Raw genomic sequence first — 15,413 nt, forward strand, 5'->3', positions numbered from 1 at the left:
CGGTCATTAGAAGAAAGAACAGGAATCCATTTTGAACGAGGTCGTGATTTACACCGATGGTGCCTGCAAGGGCAACCCCGGCCCCGGCGGGTGGGGCGTGCTGCTGCGCGCAGGCACGTCGGAGAAGGAGTTGTTCGGCGGCGAGCTGGGCACCACCAACAACCGCATGGAGCTGCTGGCCGTGATCGAGGCGCTGGCCGCCCTGAAACGCCCCTGCGCCGTCACCCTGTACCTGGACAGCGAGTACGTGCGCAAGGGCATCACCGAGTGGATCCACGGCTGGAAGGCGCGCGGCTGGCGCACCGCCAGCAAGGCCCCGGTGAAGAACGTGGAGCTGTGGCAGCGCCTGGACGCCCTGGTCGCCAACGGCGGCCACCGCATCGACTGGCGCTGGGTCAAGGGCCACTCGGGCGATCCTGGCAACGAGCGTGCCGACCAGTTGGCCAACAAGGGCGTGGACAAGGCGCTGGGCCGCGGCTGAAACAACGCCAGGGTGGCGGCGGAGTATCCCCAATTTCCCACCCCTGAAATAGCCGGACGCTGCGGGTTTTGATACGCGCTGATACATTGGCAGATTGCCCGTTCCCCGGGCTTCACCGATTTCACTGCGGCGGATCCATGGCGTCCAAAACCCGTTACATCGTTGTTGCTGTCGTCGGCATCGCTGCCGCCTCGGGGGCTGCGTGGTGGCTTCAGCGACCCGCTGTGCCGCCCAAGGCGGAAGCTGCATCCGCGCCCGCAGGGGGAAACACCGCCCCGACCAGCGCGCGGGGGCCGGGCGGGCCAGGCGGCGCAGGCCGGGTGGTGGCCGTGGAGGCCACGCCCGTGCGCCAGATGGCGCTGCGCGACGATGCCGAGGCCGTCGGCAGCCTGCGCTCGCGCCGCAGCGTGGTGCTGCGCCCCGAAGTCAGCGGGCGCATCACCCAGCTCAATTTCACCGATGGCCAGCGCGTGCGCCAGGGCCAGGTGCTGGTGCAGTTCGACGACCAGTTGCCCCGCGCCCAGGTGCAGCAGGCCCAGGCCGAACTGTCCATCGCCCAGGCCAACCACAAGCGCAACCAGGAGCTGGTGGCCCAGGGCTTCATCAGCCAGCGCTCGGTCGACGAGAGCGCGGCCAACCTCGAAGTCGCCCAGGCCAGGCTCGCGCTGGCCCAAGCCACCGCCTCGCGGCTGCGCATCCTGGCGCCGTTCGATGGCATTGCCGGCATCCGCGGCGTGAACGTGGGCGACTACCTCAAGGACGGTGCCGACATCGTCAACGTGGAAGACCTGGACGTGGTGTACGTGGACTTTCGCCTGCCCGAGCGCCTGCAGGCCAAGGTGCGCACCGGCCAGACGGCGCGCGTGGCCTTCGATGCGCTGCCCGGCGTGCGCTACGCCGCCGTCATCCAGGCCATCAACCCGCAGATCGACGCCGACGGCCGTGCCGTGGCCGTGCGCGGCTGCATCGACAACCGCCGCCTGCAGCTGCGCCCCGGCATGTTCGCGCGCGTCACCACCGTCTTCTCCGAACGTGCCAACGCCCGCGTGATCCCCGAGGAGGCCATCGTGCCCGAGGGGAGCAACGCTTTCGTCTACAAGGTGATCGAAGGCAAGGAGCCCGGCACCCGCGTGAGCCAGCGCAGCGCCGTGAAGCTGGGCGCGCGTGCCCCCGGCCTGGTGGAGGTGGTGGACGGCCTGGCCGCCGACGACCTGGTCGTCACCGCCGGCCAGCAGCGCATCCAGCGCGACGGGACCGCTGTGCGCGTGGTGGTGCTGGGCCAGCCCGAGGCGCCCGGCAAGGCCCAGGGCGCCGCCGGACCTGCGCGGGCAGCGTCGGGTACGGTGGCTGCGGCCGATGTGCCCGCGCCTGCGCCGGCCCCGGTCGCACCTGCCCCAGCCCCTGTGGACGCACTGGTGGAACCGCTGCCCGGCCCCAACCCCTGCCAGGTGGCAGGCTCCGCCTCGGGCCGCCCGGCCCCTGCCGCAGCGCGCCAGCCCGGCTGAGCAGCCTGGCGCCCCTTCATCCACCGCACCCTGCTGGGCCACTGCCATGCAACTCGCTGAACTGTCGATCCGCCGGCCGGTGTTTGCCACCGTGCTGTCGCTCCTGGTGCTGCTGATCGGCGCCGTGAGCTTCACGCGCCTGTCGGTGCGCGAATACCCCAAGATCGATGAGCCTGTGGTCACCGTCAGCGTGCGCTACGCGGGGGCCTCGGCCGAGGTGATCGAATCTCAGGTCACCAAGCCGCTCGAAGACTCGATCGCCGGCATCGACGCGGTGGACGTGATCACCTCCATCAGCCGCGCCGAGCAAAGCCAGATCAGCGTGCGCTTTCGCCTGGAGAAAGACGCCGACAACGCCGCCGCCGAGGTGCGCGACCGCACGGCCCGCGTGCGCAACCGCCTGCCCGATGCCGTGGACGAGCCGGTGATCGCCAAGGTCGAGGCCGACGCCTCGCCCGTGATGTGGCTGGCCTTCAGCAGCGACACGCGCACGCCGCTGGAGATCAACGACCTGCTCAACCGCATCGTCAAGCCGCGCCTGCAGACCGTGACCGGCGTGGCCGACGTGCCCATCTACGGCGAGCGCCGCTACGCCATGCGCGTCTGGCTCGACCCCGAGCGCCTGGCCGGCTACCGCCTGACCACGCAGGACGTGGAAGACGCCATCCGCCGCAACAACCTGGAACTGCCCGCCGGCCGCATCGAGTCGCAGCAGCGCGAGTTCAGCGTCACCTCGCAGACCGACCTGGCCAGCCCCACGCAGTTCGCGAACGTGGTGATCCGCACCGTCAACGGCTTTCCAGTGCGCATCCGCGACGTGGCGCGGGTCGAGGAGGGCGCCGCCAGCGACCGCAGCCGCGTGCGCCTGAACGGGCGCGACGCGATCTCGATGGGCGTGATCCGCCAGGCCACGGCCAACCCGCTGGAGCTGTCTGCCGGCGTGCGCGCCATGCTGCCCACGCTCAAGGCCGACCTGCCGCCCGACATCGCCATCGACATCGCCAACGACAACTCGCTGTTCATCGACCGCTCCGTCAAAAGCGTCTACACCACCATTGCCGAGGCCGTGGTGCTGGTGGCGCTGGTGATCTTCGTCTTCCTGCGCACGGCGCGCGCCTCCATCATCCCCATCGTCACCATCCCGGTGAGCCTGGTGGGCAGCTTTGCGCTGATGTCGCTGGCGGGCTTTTCGATCAACACCCTCACCCTTCTGGCCCTGGTGCTGGCCATCGGCCTGGTGGTGGACGACGCCATCGTGATGCTGGAGAACATCTACCGGCACATCGAAGAGGGGCTGGACCCGTTCTCGGCCGCCATCAAGGGCGCGCGCGAGATCGGCTTTGCCATCGTCGCCATGACGCTCACCCTGGTCGCGGTGTACGCGCCGCTGGCCTTCACGCCGGGCCGCACGGGGCGGCTGTTCGTCGAGTTCGCGCTGGCGCTGGCCGGCGCCGTGGTGGTCTCGGGCTTCGTGGCGCTCACGCTCTCGCCCATGATGTGCTCGCTGCTGCTCAGGCACAACCCAAAGCCCAACTGGTTCGACCGCTCCATGGAGCGCTGGCTCACATCCCTGTCGGACGCCTATGGCCGCCTGCTGCGCTGGATCGTCACCGCGCGCTGGGGCGGCAAGGGCGGCGGTGTGCGCAGCGTACTGTTCCAGGCGCGCTGGCTGGTGCTGGTCGTCATGGCGGCCAGCGGTGCCGCGCTGGTACTGGTCTACCCCAGCATGCGCCAGGAGCTCTCGCCACTCGAAGACCGGGGCACCATCCTCGTCAGCGTATCCGCGCCCGATGGCGCCACGCTCGACTACACCAACCGCTACGCGCTGGAGCTCGAAAAGGTGGGCCGCGACTACCCCGAGTTCGACCGCATTTTCGCCAACATCGGCAACCCCACGGTGGCCCAGGGCAGCGTGATCTACCGCACGGTGGACTGGGAGGAGCGCTCGCGCAGCACCCTCAACATGGTGCGCGAGCTGCAGCCCAAGGTGGCCAGCCTGCCCGGGGTCAATGCCTTCTTGATCACGCCGCCATCGCTGGGCCAGGGGTTTCGCGCGCGCCCGCTCACCTACGTGATCCAGACCTCGGACAGCTACGAGAACCTCAACGCCGTGGCCAACGCCATGATGGCCGAGATCGCCAGGAACCCCGGCATCATCTCCCCCGACGTGGACCTGCGCCTGAACAAGCCCGAGCTGCGCATCGAAGTCAACCGCGACCGCGCCGCCGACCTGGGCGTGAGCGTCGACGTGGTCGCCAAGGCGGTGGAAACCATGCTCGGCGGGCGCACCGTCACGCGCTACAAGCGCGACGCAGAGCAGTACGACGTGATCGTGCAGACCCAGGCCAGTGGCCGCACCACGCCCGAGAACATCGACAGCATCTACGTGCGCGGCCGCAACGACGCGATGATTCCGCTCTCCAGCCTGGTCAACGTCAAGGAAAGCGTGAGCCCGCGCGAGCTCAACCACTTCGGCCAGCGCCGCTCGGCCACCATCACCGCCAACCTGACGCCCGAGTATTCGCTGGGCGAGGCCCTGACCTTCATGGACGCCACGGCCGCCAAGGTGCTCAAGCCCGGCTACACCACCGACCTCAACGGCACCTCGCGCGAGTTCCGCAGCTCGCAGGGCGCGCTGGGCATCGTCTTCGTGCTGGCTCTGGTGTTCATCTTCCTGGTGCTGGCCGCGCAGTTCGAGAGCTTCATTGACCCGCTGGTGATCATGGTCTCGGTGCCCCTGTCCATGATCGGTGCGTTGCTGGCCCTCAAGTGGAGCGGGGGCTCGCTCAACGTGTACTCGCAGATCGGGCTCATCACCCTGGTGGGGCTGATCACCAAGCACGGGATTTTGATCGTGGAGTTCACCAACCAGCTGCGCGAGCAGGGCCTGGAGATGGTGGACGCGCTCGTCAAGGCCTCGGCCCAGCGCCTGCGCCCCATCCTCATGACCACGGGCGCCATGGTGCTCGGCGCCATCCCCCTGGCCCTGGCCTCGGGCGCCGGTGCCGAAACGCGCTCGCAGATCGGCTGGGTGATCGTGGGCGGCATGTCGCTGGGCACGCTGCTCACCATCTTCGTCGTGCCCACCATGTACACGCTGTTTGCGCGCAAGGCCGTGCCCGGTGCCAACACCGCCGTGGCTGCGGAGGAACCCGCCGAGCCGCTGCACCCGCCGCACGATTACGTGGCGAAGTAGGCCGGGCCTTGGCCCGCTACGCCAGTGGCCGCTCCAGCGCGATGCCGTGCAGCCGCAGCTTGGCATACAGCGTGGGTTTGGCAATGCCCAGGGCCTGCGCCGCACGGGTCACGTTGAAGCGGTGGGCCTTGAGCGCGTGCACGATGGCCTCGCGCTCCGCCGCGCGCAGGCTGCGCACCTCGGTGCCGGGGGCTGATGAATCCGCAGGGGTCTGCGCGCTGTGCGACGCCGGCACCAGGCCCAGCACCGCAGCATCCAGCGTGCCGCCCTCGCTCAGGTTCACCAGCCGCTCCATCGCGTTCTCCAGCTCGCGCACGTTGCCCGGCCAGGGGTGCTGCAGCAGCGCGGCCAGCACGGTGGGTGGCAATTCATGCACCGGCTTGCCCAGCGCCGCGCCATAGCGCGCCAGGAAGTGCGTGGCCAGCAGCGCCACGTCGGCCGGGCGCTCGCGCAGCGGGGGCAGGGTCAGCGCGATCACGTGGCAGCGGTAGTACAGGTCTTCGCGGAACTCCTTGCGCGCCACCATGGCATGCAAGTCGCGGTTGCTGGCGGTGATGACCCGCGCATCCACCCGCACGGCGCGCGTGCTGCCCAGGCGCACCACTTCGCGCTCCTGCAAAACACGCAGGAGCTTGGCCTGCACATCGAGCGGCAGCTCCGACACCTCGTCCAGAAAAACCGTGCCGCCGCTGGCCGCCTCGAACTTGCCCGGCCGCCCCTCGCGCTGCGCCCCGGTGAAGGCGCCGGGCGCATGGCCGAACAATTCGCTTTCGATCAGGTCGCGCGGCAGGGCCGCGCAGTTCACGGCGATGAAGGGGCCCTCGCGCCGCGCACTCGCGTTGTGAATCGCCTGGGCCAGCACCTCCTTGCCCGTGCCACTCTCGCCGCACAGCAGCACATTGGCCTGGCCGGCTGCCGCCTTGCGTGCCGCGGCGATGGTGGTCCGCAGCGCCGGGCTCTGCCCGATCATGGTGTCGAAGGTATGGCGCGCCTGGCTGCCCGCCAGCCGGTCGGCCAGCCGGTGTACGCCGCTGATCTCGCGAAAGGTGTTCACCACCGACAGCACGCGCCCGTCCGCCGCCTTCACGGGCACCGCCGTGTCCAGCACATGCAGCTGAAAGCGTGGGGTGGCGATCACGCGCTCGCGGTCGGTGTAGCCCTCGCCCGTCAGGAACACCTGCTCCACCATGGTGTCGAAGTCCAGCAGCGAGCCCAGCGTGCGCCCCTGCGCCAGGTGGCGCGGCAGCCGCAGTTGGCGCGCCGCCTCGGCATTGAGGTGGCGCACCACGCCGCCGGGCTCCAGCACCATCAGGCCGTAGGGCACATGGTTCACCAGGGTCTGCAGTTCCTCGATGAGCTGGCCCTGGCGTTCCAGCAGATCGTTGGGGCTGGTGGCGGCAGGGACGGGGGCAGGCGGTCGCTTGGTGGGCATGGCGTTGCAATATGAAACGTTCAACTATTGAACGGTCGTTGCAAATCATATCGCTCGCAGCCACGTCGATGCGAGGCGCTTGCAGGCAAACCCAGGCTGCAGCGTGTGGCACGGAGCTTGCCCTGTGAGCAGGGCCTTCCTATCCTGCAACAGCCATGCTCAACGCCCCTTCCTCCGCTACCCACGATCCCTTCGCCCCCTCGCTTGGCGCCGAGCTGCGCCGCGCAGCTGCCGAGGTGCCACACCAGCCTTTCATCCGCATGGCGGCGGGCGAGTGGACCTACCGCCAGATCGACGAGGAGAGCGACCGCCTGGCCGCCGGCCTGCATGCCCAGGGCGTGCGCGCGGGCCACCACGTCAGCCTCATGCTGCCCAACTGCATCGAGATGGCCGTGCTGTGGTTCGCGCTGGCCAAGCTGGGCGCTGTGGCTGCGCCGGTGAACACCTCGTTTCGCGGCACGGTGCTGGCCGATGCGGTCAACCTGGTGGAAAGCCGCCTGGCCGTGGTGCATGCCACGCTGCATGCGCAGTGGGCCGAAGTGCAGGGCCAACTGGCCACGGCCACTCAGGTCCTTGTGGTGGGTGCCGAAGCGGCAGGCTGCGCACCCTATGCCCTGCTGCGCAGCGTGGAGCCCACGGAGCACACCCTGCCGCGCCCCGAAGTCGTTTGCGATGCACTGTGCCTGCTGCTCTACACCTCCGGCACCACCGGCCGATCCAAGGCGACCATGATTGGGCATCGCTTCGTGCTCGCGCAGGCGCAGCTGTTCATACAGGGGCTGGAGCTGCGGCCGGACGACGTGCTGTATTGCCCGTACCCGATGTTCCACCTCGACGCCACCGTCATGACCATCGTGCCCGCACTGCTGCTGCGCGGCGTGGCCGCCATCGGCGAGCGTTTCAGCGTCTCGCGCTACTGGGACGAGGTGCGCGCCCTGCAGGCCACCGTGTTCGACTTCATGGGCGCCACGGTCACCATGCTGTGGAAGCAGCCCCCCACCCCGCGCGACCGCGAGCACCGCGCCCGCCTGGGCTGGGGCGTGCCCCTGCCAGCCTTTGCACCGCAGTTCGAAGAGCGCTTTGGCTGCCGCCTGGTGGAGCTGTACGGCTCCACCGAGGCCGGCGGCGTCATGTACCAGCCGCTGCACGTACCGCGGCGCATGGGCTCGTGCGGCAAGGTGGACCCTGCTTTCCGAGCACGGCTGGCGGACCCGCAGGGCTTCGAAGTGCCCGTGGGGCAGCCCGGCGAACTGCTGCTGCGCCCCGAGCAACCCGGCCTGCTCATGCAGGGCTACTACGGCATGCCTGAGGCCACGCTCGCTGCCTTCAAGGACCTGTGGTTCCACACCGGCGACCTGCTGCGCCAGGACGAAGAGGGGTACATGTACTTCGTCGGCCGCACCAAGGACATCGTGCGCCGCCGCGGCGAGAACATCTCCGCCGCCGAGGTCGAGATGGGCATCGAGACCCACCCCGACGTGCTCGAATGCGCCGTGTTCGGCGTGCCCAGCGACATGACCGAAGAAGAGGTCATGGCCTGCGTGGTGCTGCGCCCTGGTGCAAGCCTGGCCCCCGCCGCGCTGGCCGCGCATTGCAGCCTGCACATGGCCCGCTTCATGGTGCCGCGCTATCTGCGCCTGCTGCCCGCCCTGCCCAAGACCCCCACCGACAAGGTCGAGAAATTCCGACTGCAGGCCGCAGGCATTGCGCCAGGCACATGGGACCGCGAAGCAGACTCCGTACGCTTACCTCATCCTTGACCCCATCAACGTTCCCCAAGCGGCTCACAAAGCTCAGCGAAGCGGTTCTGGCTAGGCGCTGCGTCGCAGACAGTACTGAAAGTACGGCAAGACGCAGCAACAACGCCAGAAGAGCTTTGTGAGTCGCCACCACCGAAGAGAGAAAGAGAGACCAACCATGAGCTTTGCCACCCATACCATCGAGGGCGCCGTCAGCGTCGTCACCCTGCAGCGCCCCGAGCGCCTCAACGCCATCAGCGGCACCCTGCTGGTGGACCTGCACGCCGCACTGCAGGCCGCGCAGAACGAGGCCGCCACGCAGTGCATCGTCTTCACCGGCGCCGGCCGCGCCTTCTGCGCGGGCGACGACCTCAAGGAATTTGCCGAGCAGTCCGAAAGCCCCGCCGCCATCGCCGAGCACTGCGAGCGCATCCAGCAGATCACGCGAGACATCATGTTCGGCCCCAAGCTCGTCATCGGCGCCGTGCACGGCTACGCGGTAGGTGGCGGCTTCGAATGGGTGCTCAACTGCGACATGGTGGTCGCCGCCGACACGCTGGTCTGCTTCTTCCCCGAAATGGCGCTGGGCCACTTCGTCACCGGCGGCGTCACCCACCTGCTGCCCCAGATACTGGGCCACCAGCGCACCATGGAGTTGATCGTGCTGGGCGAGCGCCAGAGCGCTGCGGACCTCAAGGCCCTGGGCCTCGTCAACCGTGTGGTGCCGGCCGACCAGATGCTGCCCACCGCCATGGCCCTGGCCGCCGAGGTGGCCACCCGTTCGGCCGGCGCCACCGCGCGGCTCAAGCGCGTGCTGACTTCAGGCCTGGGGCCGAAGATCGAAGACGCGCTGGTGGCAGAGGGGAAGGCAGCGAATGCGTGCTTTGCGGACCCGGATACGGCGCAGCGGATCGCGGTGTTTGCGAAGGGACGGTTGTGACCATGCGCAGGCACCGGTGAACCGCGCTGTCAGTCCAGCATCGGCACCAGATCCGGATCCCCCTTGGCCATCGCGCGCTGGTACGCCGGCCGCGCGCCAATGCGCTGCAGGTACGCGCGGATGTTCGGGTACGGCGCAAGGTCCAGCGGCTGGAACAGCCGCATGGTGGTGAGCGAGAACACGCTCATCACATCGGCAGCCGTGAACTCCTGGCCCGCAAGGTAGGGTGCTTCGCCCAGGCGAGCCTCCACCAGCGCCAGCACCCGGTCCAGGCGCACCTGCGCGTTCTGCTGCACTGGGTGGTCCGCCGGCAACTGGGCGCGGTTGACCACCATCATGCGGCCCAGCACGGGCATCAGGTTGCCGTTGGAGAAGTGGAACCAGTACAGGAACGCTGCGTAGTCCGCATGGTCCGGCGAGAGCTTGAGGCGCCCGCCGCCGTGCCTGGCAATGATGTACTCGACGATGGCGGCCGACTCGGCCAGCAGCAGGTCGCCGTCTTCGATGACCGGCGCGGCGCCCAGCGGGTGCAGCGCCTTGAGTTCGGGCGGCGAGAGGCGCGTGACGGCGTCGCGCGTGTAGTGCACCAGTTCGTAGGGCAGGCCCAGCTCTTCGCAGAGCCAGACGATGCGTTCGGACTGGGAGTGGCCGAGGTGGTGGATCTTGAGCATAGGTAGTGGTTGGTTGAGGGTTTGAGAAAAGGGATCAGTGGGCCCCGCGCTCATGGCCGCGCACGGCCGTGGGGGCAAAGCCGAAGCGCTGGCGAAACCGCACCGCAAAGCGCGAGGGTGATTCGTAGCCCACCGACAGCGCGATGGACGACACCGGCTGCGTGGTGGCCTGCAGCAGCGTGAGCGCGGTGGCCATGCGCGCGTCCACGAGCAGTTGGGTGAGCGATGCGCCCTCGGCGACCAGGCGGCGGCGCAGCGTGGCTTCGGACACGGCCAGTTCGCTGGCGATGCGGCCGGCGGTCCAGTCGGCGTCAAGCCGCCCCGCGATCAGCGCGCGCACCTTGACCGATACGCCGGGGTTCACCGGCGGGGCGTGCACGGCGATGCCGTGCTGCTCCAGCAGCCAATGCAGTACCTCCAGCACCCGCTGGCGCGCGACGGAGGCGGGCAGGGCTTGGTCGGGCGCCAGGGATTGGGCGGCGCGCTCGAACGCGCTGGCCAGCGTTGGTGCCACCTGGGGCACCCGGCGCACCGATGCGCTCGCTGTGCCGGAGCGTTCGGCCTGCGCAGCACGGGCCAGGTAGTAGGGGTCTTCGAACAGGGCGGTGTCGAACACCAGCCAGCGGGCCTCGTAGTGGTCCACACCGCTGGGCACGGCGTTGGTGAAGTCCACTGTCTGCTGGCCGTCGATGACGATGGCCTGGCCGGGCATGGCGCGGGCCGTGGCGCCGCGCTCGGCGCGCACGGTCTTGGTGCCCTGGTCGACCAGGATCAGCGCGGGCTGGTCCATGCGCATGCGCAGTATCTCCAGCCCGCGCCCCTGCAGCACATGGGCCGCCATGCCCACGCCGGGCAGGGCGTGGATGCTGCGGGCCGTGGCTGCGCGGTCGGGTGCAGCGGGGCGTGCGTTGCGCATGGGGCTGTGGTTCATCGAATACCGCGCTCAGCGTGATCCCGTGGCGGTGAAGCTGGTCTTGCCCACCGTGTGGGCCCCGGCCATGAAGGCCAGCAGGGCGGGCGTGGCCGTGGGCGGCAGGTTGTCGCGCGGGCCGCCCCTGGCGCTGGCGAGCTGTGCGCGGGCCACGCGGCCATCGGCCATGTCGGGTCTGTGTACAGTGAATGGGGTGGTGGTGTTGAAAGGCATGTCGATTCCCGGTGGTTGGTGTGCGCAAAGTCTAGGTTCCGGGATGCTTTCAAAGGGTGCGGCGCCAATCGCATTCTGTGCCAATCCGATCAAGCGGGTGTCCTACAGTGGGAGTCTTGCGGGCAGGGCCTGGACACGCCACACTGGCCGCTTTTCCCACACCGGAGACCTGCATGCCCGCCGCCAAGAACACCGTCTGCATCTGGTACGACAGCGAGGCCGAGGCCGCTGCCAACTTCTACGCCCAGACCTTCCCGGACAGCCGGGTGACGGCAGTGCACCAGGCACCCTCGGACTTCCCGGGCGGCGGCAAGAAGGGCAATGTGCTGACGGTGGAATTCACCGTCGCCGGCATCCCCTGCATCGGCCTCAACGGCGGCCCGCAGTTCAAGCACAGCGAGGCCTTCTCGTTCCAGATCGCCACCGACGACCAGGCCGAGACCGACCGCCTGTGGAACGCCATCGTCGGCAACGGCGGGCAGGAGAGCCAGTGCGGCTGGTGCAAGGACCAGTGGGGCATCAACTGGCAGATCACCCCGCGCGTGCTGACCGACGCCATGGCCCAGGGCGGCGAGGTGGCCAAGCGTGCGTTCCAGGCCATGATGCCCATGAGGAAGATTGACGTAGCCAAGATCGAAGCCGCAGTGCGCGGCGCCTAGCGGCTACGCCGCGTCCACCGATGTGGAGCGCCGCTCGATCAGGCGGAACCCCAGGTCCACGATGGGCTGTGCCACGGTTTCGCCCTTGCAGCGCGCCATGATGAGCTGCGCGGCCAGGCGGCCGATCTCGGGGCCATCCACATGCACGGTGCTGATCGACGGCAGCATGTGCGCGCCGAACTCGGCGTTGCCGAAGCCCACCACGGCCAGGTCCTCAGGCACGCGCAGGCCGCGCGCCTGGGCTTCCACCAGCACGCCGTGGGCCAGGGTGTCGGAGCTGCAGCACACGGCCTGCAGGCCCGGTTCCTTGTCCAGCAACTCGGCCAGCGCGCGGCGGCCCAGGGCCAGGCTGCTGGGGGCGGGCACCACGGCGGTGGGGACGTCGGTGCGGCCCAGCGTGGCCAGAAAGCCTTCGCGGCGCAGCATGGCGCGGTGGTCGCTGCCGGTGGCGACGCCCACCGTGGTCCACCCGCGCGAGAGAAAATAGCCGGCCACCGCACCACCCACCTTGAGGTGCGAAAAACCGATCACCATGTCCACCGGCCGGTCACTCAGGTCCCAGGTTTCCACCACGGGGATGCCGGATCGCCTGAGCCGGTCGCGGGCCTTTTGCGACTGCACCAGGCCGGTCATCACGATGCCGTCGGGCTGGCGGCTGATCATGGTGTTGAGCACGGCCTCCTCGCGCTCGGCGTCGTAGTTGGTCTGCCCCACGATGACCTGGTAGCCGCCTGCGGCCAGCGCCGAGGTGAGGGTCTGCACGGTGGGCAAGAACTGCGACACCGACAGCGCCGGCACGATGGCCGCGACCATGCGGCTGCGCTTGGACTTGAGGCCCCCCGCGAGCAGATTGGGGAGGTAGCCCGTGGCCTCCACGGCTTCGCGCACCTTGGCAATGGTCTTGTCCGACACCACGCCCGGATTGCCCAGCGCGCGCGACGCGGTGATGAGCGACACGCCTGCGACCTTGGCCACATCGTGCAGGGTGACGGGCTTGTGGGGGGAGGGGGTGTTCATGGGGGCGGGCGATGGCAGGGGTGCGGTGGGTGGGCCATACCCTACCAAAAATCAGGGGAGGCCCATGCATTGACCAGGTGGCGCGTGGCGCGGCGACGACGGGTGGGCTCTCTGGTGCGCGGCAGGTGGGCCGTGCAGGCGGTGGTTTGCGGCCCTGGCAGGTCTGCCTTCTGCGGGCAAACCCTGGTCTGAATCGGGTTGACGCCTCAAAATGACAACGATATCATTTGTGCTCGGTTGTGGCAATGCGCTGATGGCCGGTTCGGAAAGACTATGTACACCATCGCCCGACCATGCCGCGCTGACCGCAAAATGACAACGTTGTCATTTGGCTTTGCCATCAGGCCGTTTCACCCAGGGCCGCTGCACGTACGCGGGCAGGCCATCGGGACCATTTCCATAAAGAAGGAGACAACGCATGAAGAAGACCCTCACCGCCCTGTGCATCGGCCTGGCGGCCCTGGCATCGCACGCCCAGACCTGGCCCGACAAGGCCGTCACCCTGGTGGTGCCTTTCCCACCCGGTGGCTCTACCGACCAGGTGGCGCGCGCCGTCGGCCCGCTGCTCACCAACAAGCTCAAGCAGTCCTTCCTGGTGGAGAACAAGGCCGGAGCCACGGGCACCATCGGCGCCACCTTCGTCAAGCGCGCACCTGCCGATGGGTACACCTTCCTGGTCACCTCGCTCGGGCCCCTGGTCATCACGCCGCACCTGCTCAAGGGCATGCAGTACGACGCGCTCAAGGACTTCGACCTGATCACCGTGGCCGTGCAGTCGCCCAATGTGCTCGTCGTGCCCACCAACTCGCCGCTCAAGTCGGTGGCCGACGTGGTCGCCCACCTCAAGGCCAACCCCGGCAAGATGACCTTTGCCTCGGCGGGCAACGGCTCCAGCGACCACCTGACGGCCGAGCTGTTCTGGCAGCAAACGGGCACCACCGCCATCCATGTGCCCTACAAGGGTGGCGCGCCCGCGCACACCGACATCATGGGCGGGCAGGTGGATGCCTCGTTCCAGAACGTCAACTCGGTGGTGCAGTACATCAAGGGCGGCAAGATGCGCGCCCTGGCCGTCACCAGCACCGCGCGATCGCCCGTGCTGCCCGATGTGCCCACCCTGACGGAAGCCGGCGTGAAGAACGTCGAGGTCACCTCCTGGCAGGCCATCGTGGCCCCCAAGGGCCTGCCACCCGCCGTGCGCGAAAGGGCCCACGCCGCGTTTGCCGAGGCGCTCAACGACCCCAAGGTCCGGGACCAGTTTGTCGGCATCGGCTTCGAGATGGTGGTCAACACGCCGGCCCAGTTCGCCGAGTTCCAGAAGAAGGAATACGCGCGCTGGAAGACGGTGATCGAGACCGGAAAGATCTCCATCGACTGATGCTTCGCGACCCCAAGGCGAAGTCTTCGGGTCGCGATTTTCTTGTTGCTTCGTAGCCCCAGCCCATGACTACCTCCACCCCCTCCACCGCCAGCGACTCCATCGCCTGGGTCCGCGTTTCCTCGTGCTACCTGCCGCTGGCCAACCCGATCAGCGATGCCAAGGTGCTCACCGGCCGCCAGAAGCCGATGACCGAAATCGCGATGCTGTTCGCCGAGATCGAGACCCGGGACGGCCACAAGGGCCTGGGGCTGAGCTATTCCAAGCGCGCGGGCGGACCGGGGCAGTTTGCCCACGCCAAGGAGATTGCGCCCGCGCTGATAGGCGAGGACCCGAGCGACATCTCGCGCCTGTGGACCAAGCTGTGCTGGGCCGGCGCCTCGGTGGGGCGCAGCGGCATGTCCACCCAGGCCATCGGTGCCTTCGACGTGGCGCTGTACGACCTCAAGGCGCGCCGTGCGGGGCTGTCACTGTCCAAGCTGCTGGGCTCGCAGCGCGACTCGGTGCAGTGCTACAACACCTCGGGCGGTTTTCTGCACACACCCATCGACCAACTGGTGGTGAACGCGGGCGCCTCCATCGAGCGCGGCATCGGCGGCATCAAGCTCAAGGTGGGCCAGCCCGACCGGGCGCTGGACATCACGCGCGTGGAAGCCGTGCGCAAGCACCTGGGCGAGCAGGTGCCGCTGATGGTGGACGCCAACCAGCAGTGGGACCGCCCCACGGCCCAGCGCATGTGCCGCATCTTCGAGGAGTTCAACCTGGTGTGGATCGAGGAGCCGCTCGACGCCTACGATTTCGAGGGCCACGCCGCCCTGGCTGCGACCTTTGACACGCCCATCGCTACCGGCGAGATGCTGACCAGTGCCGCCGAACACGGCGAGCTGATCCGCCACCGCGCGGCCGACTACCTGATGCCCGATGCCCCGCGCGTGGGCGGCATCACGCCCTTTCTCAAGATCGCGTCGCAGGCCGAGCATGCCGGCCTGAGCCTGGGCCCGCATTTCGCGATGGAGCTGCATGTACACCTGGCAGCCGTGTACGCCACCGAGCCCTGGGTGGAGCATTTCGACTGGCTGGAGCCGTTGTTCAACGAACGCCTGGAGATCAAGGAAGGCCGCATGCTCGTGCCCACGCGCCCCGGCCTGGGCCTGAGCCTGAGCGACCAGGCGCGCGCCTGGACGCGCGAGACGGCAGAGGCGGGACATCGCCCTTGATGCACCTGCGGTAGATTGAGAAAAATAGCACAGA

13 protein-coding genes are annotated in these 15,413 nt (G+C 68.6%); 8 read left to right on the plus strand and 5 right to left on the minus strand.

Features of this window, described 5'->3' with window-relative positions; translation table 11 throughout:
* The first annotated feature begins 31 nt into the window (after positions 1-31).
* From rnhA to U5N23_RS27225, 3 genes are all read left to right on the plus strand, one after another.
* Positions 32-481 carry a ribonuclease HI gene (rnhA, locus tag U5N23_RS27215; protein WP_322595835.1) on the plus strand — a complete coding sequence of 150 codons (450 nt, stop codon included), beginning with the start codon at positions 32-34 and terminating at the stop codon, positions 479-481.
* Positions 482-618: 137 nt separating this feature from the next.
* Positions 619-1,986 (plus strand): efflux RND transporter periplasmic adaptor subunit, encoded by a 1,368-nt coding sequence (locus tag U5N23_RS27220; RefSeq protein WP_322595836.1) that lies wholly within the window; start codon positions 619-621, stop codon positions 1,984-1,986.
* 46 nt (positions 1,987-2,032) lie between these two features.
* A complete protein-coding gene (locus U5N23_RS27225; RefSeq protein ID WP_322595837.1) occupies positions 2,033-5,182 on the plus strand; it encodes an efflux RND transporter permease subunit in 3,150 nt (1,049 codons plus the stop codon).
* A 16-nt stretch (positions 5,183-5,198) separates the two neighbouring features.
* Here the strand turns inward: U5N23_RS27225 and U5N23_RS27230 are convergent, their stop codons facing one another.
* The gene (locus U5N23_RS27230; protein ID WP_322595838.1) at positions 5,199-6,614 is read right to left on the minus strand and encodes a sigma-54 interaction domain-containing protein; all 1,416 of its coding nucleotides are present in this window, start codon (positions 6,612-6,614) and stop codon (positions 5,199-5,201) included.
* 155 nt (positions 6,615-6,769) lie between these two features.
* Between U5N23_RS27230 and U5N23_RS27235 the strand changes: the two genes are divergently transcribed.
* Together U5N23_RS27235 and U5N23_RS27240 are read left to right on the plus strand one after the other, a co-directional pair.
* Positions 6,770-8,374 carry an AMP-binding protein gene (locus U5N23_RS27235; RefSeq protein ID WP_322595839.1) on the plus strand — a complete coding sequence of 535 codons (1,605 nt, stop codon included), beginning with the start codon at positions 6,770-6,772 and terminating at the stop codon, positions 8,372-8,374.
* Between the two features lie 157 nt (positions 8,375-8,531).
* Entirely contained in the window at positions 8,532-9,293 is a 762-nt protein-coding gene (locus U5N23_RS27240; protein ID WP_322595840.1) for an enoyl-CoA hydratase/isomerase family protein, read from the plus strand.
* 29 nt (positions 9,294-9,322) lie between these two features.
* Here the strand turns inward: U5N23_RS27240 and U5N23_RS27245 are convergent, their stop codons facing one another.
* Genes U5N23_RS27245 through U5N23_RS27255 form a run of 3 tightly spaced genes read right to left on the minus strand, consistent with a single transcriptional unit; the run spans position 9,323 to position 11,108 of the window.
* A complete protein-coding gene (locus U5N23_RS27245; RefSeq protein WP_322595841.1) occupies positions 9,323-9,964 on the minus strand; it encodes a glutathione S-transferase family protein in 642 nt (213 codons plus the stop codon).
* Between the two features lie 34 nt (positions 9,965-9,998).
* A complete protein-coding gene (locus tag U5N23_RS27250) occupies positions 9,999-10,880 on the minus strand; it encodes a helix-turn-helix transcriptional regulator (RefSeq protein ID WP_322595842.1) in 882 nt (293 codons plus the stop codon).
* A gap of 27 nt (positions 10,881-10,907) precedes the next feature.
* Positions 10,908-11,108, minus strand: coding sequence for a hypothetical protein (locus tag U5N23_RS27255; protein WP_322595843.1), 201 nt, complete (start codon positions 11,106-11,108; stop codon positions 10,908-10,910).
* A 173-nt stretch (positions 11,109-11,281) separates the two neighbouring features.
* Here U5N23_RS27255 and U5N23_RS27260 point away from each other — a divergent pair, with 173 nt between their 5' ends.
* Positions 11,282-11,767: a VOC family protein gene (locus tag U5N23_RS27260; protein WP_322595844.1), complete on the plus strand. Its 486-nt coding sequence runs from the start codon at positions 11,282-11,284 to the stop codon at positions 11,765-11,767.
* A 3-nt stretch (positions 11,768-11,770) separates the two neighbouring features.
* Here the strand turns inward: U5N23_RS27260 and U5N23_RS27265 are convergent, their stop codons facing one another.
* Positions 11,771-12,784, minus strand: coding sequence for a LacI family DNA-binding transcriptional regulator (locus U5N23_RS27265; RefSeq protein WP_322595845.1), 1,014 nt, complete (start codon positions 12,782-12,784; stop codon positions 11,771-11,773).
* Positions 12,785-13,202: 418 nt separating this feature from the next.
* Between U5N23_RS27265 and U5N23_RS27270 the strand changes: the two genes are divergently transcribed.
* Both U5N23_RS27270 and U5N23_RS27275 read left to right on the plus strand, forming a co-directional pair.
* Positions 13,203-14,162 (plus strand): tripartite tricarboxylate transporter substrate binding protein, encoded by a 960-nt coding sequence (locus tag U5N23_RS27270; RefSeq protein WP_322595846.1) that lies wholly within the window; start codon positions 13,203-13,205, stop codon positions 14,160-14,162.
* Between the two features lie 65 nt (positions 14,163-14,227).
* Entirely contained in the window at positions 14,228-15,379 is a 1,152-nt protein-coding gene (locus U5N23_RS27275) for an L-talarate/galactarate dehydratase (RefSeq protein ID WP_322595847.1), read from the plus strand.
* Positions 15,380-15,413 lie beyond the last annotated feature (34 nt).

The sequence above is a fragment of the Acidovorax sp. genome (genome assembly GCF_034519795.1).
GTDB lineage: Bacteria > Pseudomonadota > Gammaproteobacteria > Burkholderiales > Burkholderiaceae_C > Acidovorax.

Bases quoted from the DNA above. Each gene is read 5' to 3' on its own strand.
- U5N23_RS27255 (WP_322595843.1), bottom strand. From the start codon at position 11,108: ATGCCTTTCAACACCACCACCCCATTCACTGTACACAGACCCGACATG.
- U5N23_RS27245 (WP_322595841.1), bottom strand. From the start codon at position 9,964: ATGCTCAAGATCCACCACCTCGGCCACTCCCAGTCCGAACGCATCGTC.
- U5N23_RS27235 (WP_322595839.1), top strand. From the start codon at position 6,770: ATGCTCAACGCCCCTTCCTCCGCTACCCACGATCCCTTCGCCCCCTCG.
- U5N23_RS27240 (WP_322595840.1), top strand. From the start codon at position 8,532: ATGAGCTTTGCCACCCATACCATCGAGGGCGCCGTCAGCGTCGTCACC.
- U5N23_RS27230 (WP_322595838.1), bottom strand. From the start codon at position 6,614: ATGCCCACCAAGCGACCGCCTGCCCCCGTCCCTGCCGCCACCAGCCCC.
- U5N23_RS27250 (WP_322595842.1), bottom strand. From the start codon at position 10,880: ATGCGCAACGCACGCCCCGCTGCACCCGACCGCGCAGCCACGGCCCGC.
- U5N23_RS27220 (WP_322595836.1), top strand. From the start codon at position 619: ATGGCGTCCAAAACCCGTTACATCGTTGTTGCTGTCGTCGGCATCGCT.
- U5N23_RS27260 (WP_322595844.1), top strand. From the start codon at position 11,282: ATGCCCGCCGCCAAGAACACCGTCTGCATCTGGTACGACAGCGAGGCC.
- U5N23_RS27225 (WP_322595837.1), top strand. From the start codon at position 2,033: ATGCAACTCGCTGAACTGTCGATCCGCCGGCCGGTGTTTGCCACCGTG.
- U5N23_RS27265 (WP_322595845.1), bottom strand. From the start codon at position 12,784: ATGAACACCCCCTCCCCCCACAAGCCCGTCACCCTGCACGATGTGGCC.
- U5N23_RS27270 (WP_322595846.1), top strand. From the start codon at position 13,203: ATGAAGAAGACCCTCACCGCCCTGTGCATCGGCCTGGCGGCCCTGGCA.
- U5N23_RS27275 (WP_322595847.1), top strand. From the start codon at position 14,228: ATGACTACCTCCACCCCCTCCACCGCCAGCGACTCCATCGCCTGGGTC.